This is a genomic window from Photobacterium sp. OFAV2-7, assembly GCF_022347985.1.
In the GTDB taxonomy this organism is placed as follows: Bacteria; Pseudomonadota; Gammaproteobacteria; order Enterobacterales; family Vibrionaceae; genus Photobacterium.
The window spans coordinates 1-2,887 of sequence record NZ_JAKRFQ010000688.1; the positions used below are offsets into that span (position 1 = coordinate 1).

A 2,887-nucleotide genomic window follows, 5' to 3' on the forward strand; every position below is an offset into this window, starting at 1 on the left:
ATCTTAACGAAGTATCCTCTGCATCAAAATAGACGACATCAACATCGTTAAGCGGGGTCATGCTCGTTTTGCCATGCAGGTGATCCCAGATAGCGTTTCTCAGAAAACCGGCCCCCAGATACCAATCAGGCAACTTTAGCGTACGCGCCGCCTCTAAACAGGCCATTCGTAACTCGTCGCCAACTAATAGCTGGCTAGTCTTTTCTTCAAATCTGCTCACTTTCAAACACCCTTACCCTGCACACCGCAAAATCAATACAAACGAGAAATATACGCAGCGGCTAGACAACCTTCTGAATAAGTGAAGAGATACCATCCTGCGGGAAATCTGCCTTTTCGGCCATAGCCGCAATGTCCTGTGCGGAATATTTCTCGCCATCATACACAACAACCATACTGGTATCGCCAGATTGCAAGAAGGTAGTTTCACCGTATTCGGTATAGCGGGTTGCACCGATACTGATCAATGCCTGCTCGGGATAGCTTGCGTTCGCGAGGTGTTCAGCGATGTTTTCAGTCGGACCAACATCCCGTTGGTTGTTCATACGGTCGACAATCCAACCCAACAGCTTTTCATGAAAATAGCTATACCCGATCACAGGGCTATCTTCACCGTATCGCTCTACCTGATCAGCTCGCTGGTGAAAACTTGCAATTCGGTAGCGATCAAGCTCGCCGCCCTCCGTCAACCCGTCCAGCTCGAACATCTGGCTGGCGATCCCTTTTGTACTCGCTCCCCAGTTTTTCTTTTCACTGATTTTGTTGGCATTAGGTTTACGAATTGAACAATCGTTATACGCTGCAAACTTAACCGGCTTTAACCCAACCACTTTGTTGTCCTGATATTGAAAATCACAAAGCAACGCAACTTCTGGCTCAATCTGTAAGTTATCCGCTTCATTCGGTGGGGTAATTGTGTCCGAGGATAATGGGTAAGTCGCCAAGAACCCAGCTTTGTCCGAAGGAACATAAAATGGAAAAATTGCTTTTGGCTGAACAGCTTCTTTCACCTCAACCGTCAAAAAGTCATTTGCTTCACCTGCTTGCTCAAGGTGACCAGCAAAATTACCGGCAACGCCAAAACCAATTACATGTCTAAATACCATAACTATCTAATTCACTCTGGAAAAACTAATAACATCATAACGATATAGCCTGCAGGAATCACTCATCAATGGTTGAGTCTTTGTGCCAGCTCAATGATTCGGTTGCCCATTGCACAGAAATAATACAGTTTTCGATTTAGCATCCACAGCACAACTTATTTTTCATGCAACAACATACAGCACATAACGAAGCTATCTGTATAGACTTATTCGCTTTGCCTATATATAGTTAGCTGCAATAAAAAACGACGTTCACTAGGTAACAGGATGTATAAAACAACCATTGGGGCGACAGCTATTCTTCTTGCGATAGCTTCAACACCAAGTAGTGCTGCCACCCCGGAAACTAAAGTCATCAACGGTAACGATGCCTCCTCCTACGGCAGTTTATTACTGCCTTGGCAAGCTGCGATAAAGCAAACCTTTACTGACTCTACCGGCTGTGGCGCTGTTGTTATCAGTGAAAACTGGGTAGTAACGGCTGCTCACTGTAACATTATCCAAATTGGGAATGTTGTGGTTGCCGGAACCTCTAATATTCCACAGGGCGATTTCAGCCAACTGGATGATAAATATAAGTTCAACGTCGTTAAACGTATTGCACACCCAAACTATGATGACACTAACATCAATCATGATGTGGCCCTGTTCCGTGTTGATCGCTCGCTATATAGCGTCGCCCAACCGATCAAAATTGCAACCGCTGCCGAACAAGCAGCTGCTGATCAGGACTTTGCCAATACCTGGGTAGCCGGTGCTGATTCCAGAGGAAACCTGATCGCTTCCGGATGGGGTGACACTGTCACCAATGGAGACTCACCAAAAGAGCTTCAGGTCGTCAAGCTTGGCGGTATCCCGGATGACCAGTGCAATAATACGATGACGGACAACGACAGTTTTGTCTGTGCTGACACCAATATTGCAGGCTTGATCAAGGATGTCTGTGCCGGGGATTCTGGCGGGCCAATCATTTGGCAGAACCCAAGCGCGATTGCTGATACTGACAAGGGCTTACGCCTTGTCGGTGTGACGAGTAATGGTGCTAAATGTAGCGACAAAAATGACAATGCAGATAACCCGGCTTTCCAGCTTAACGGGCAGTACTCGCAGTTAGCCTCGTACCGTAGCTGGATAGAAACGACAATTCAGGCGGAAGACAGTAACCCATCTTTTAGTCTTTCGGCGATCCCTACCCCAACCTTAAGCCAGGATCCATTTATAGTCGTTGAAGACCGACCAAAAAGCTCTGGTTCTTCCGGTGGTTCATCTGGTGGCTCTGTGCCGCTATGGGGACTTGGCCTGCTATCGCTAATTGGCCTTATGCGCCGTCATCGCTAACAACACAGCTTCTAAGAATATAGAAAGGGCTCCATTAGGAGCCCTTTTGCATTAATAGTTTTGTGTTAAATTAAGTATCTTCAAGCGCAACAACTTTTGTTGACCCGCCATGGAATTTCTCTCGGCGACGTTGGACCAGCGCAAAGAAACCAGGGATCAGGAAGGTACCTGCCAGTAATACGCATAACAACCCGCCTGTTAGTGAGATGCCCAAAGAGTTCTGGCTAATATGACCAGCGCCCGAAGCAAATATCAATGGTGTGATGCCGAGAATAAATGACCAAGATGTCATGTTAACCGCACGGAAACGTAATTTACCACCACGGACCGACGCCTGCTCAATGTCCAGCTCTTTTTCTTCCCGCTCAATTTTCGCAAATTCGACAATCAAGATGGCGTTCTTCGCGGCCAGGGCAATCAAAAGTACCAGACCAATCTGTGCA

At 46.7% G+C, this 2,887-nt stretch carries 4 protein-coding genes; 1 reads left to right on the forward strand and 3 read right to left on the reverse strand.

All coding sequences use genetic code 11. From position 1 onward, the window contains the following. On the reverse strand, positions 1 to 220 hold a 220-nt coding region (locus MHN01_RS23085; RefSeq protein ID WP_370646549.1), incomplete at its 3' end, for a nucleotidyltransferase family protein. Between the two features lie 61 nt (positions 221 to 281). Further along, positions 282 to 1,106, reverse strand: coding sequence for a DUF5718 family protein (locus MHN01_RS23090; protein WP_239413691.1), 825 nt, complete (start codon positions 1,104 to 1,106; stop codon positions 282 to 284). Positions 1,107 to 1,373: 267 nt separating this feature from the next. Here MHN01_RS23090 and MHN01_RS23095 point away from each other — a divergent pair, with 267 nt between their 5' ends. Continuing rightward, on the forward strand, positions 1,374 to 2,444 hold the full coding sequence (locus MHN01_RS23095) for a trypsin-like serine protease (RefSeq protein WP_239413692.1): 1,071 nt from the start codon (positions 1,374 to 1,376) through the stop codon (positions 2,442 to 2,444). A gap of 70 nt (positions 2,445 to 2,514) precedes the next feature. Here MHN01_RS23095 and MHN01_RS23100 read toward each other — a convergent pair. Further along, a partial coding sequence (locus MHN01_RS23100; protein WP_239413693.1) for an efflux RND transporter permease subunit occupies positions 2,515 to 2,887 on the reverse strand: 373 nt, incomplete at its 5' end.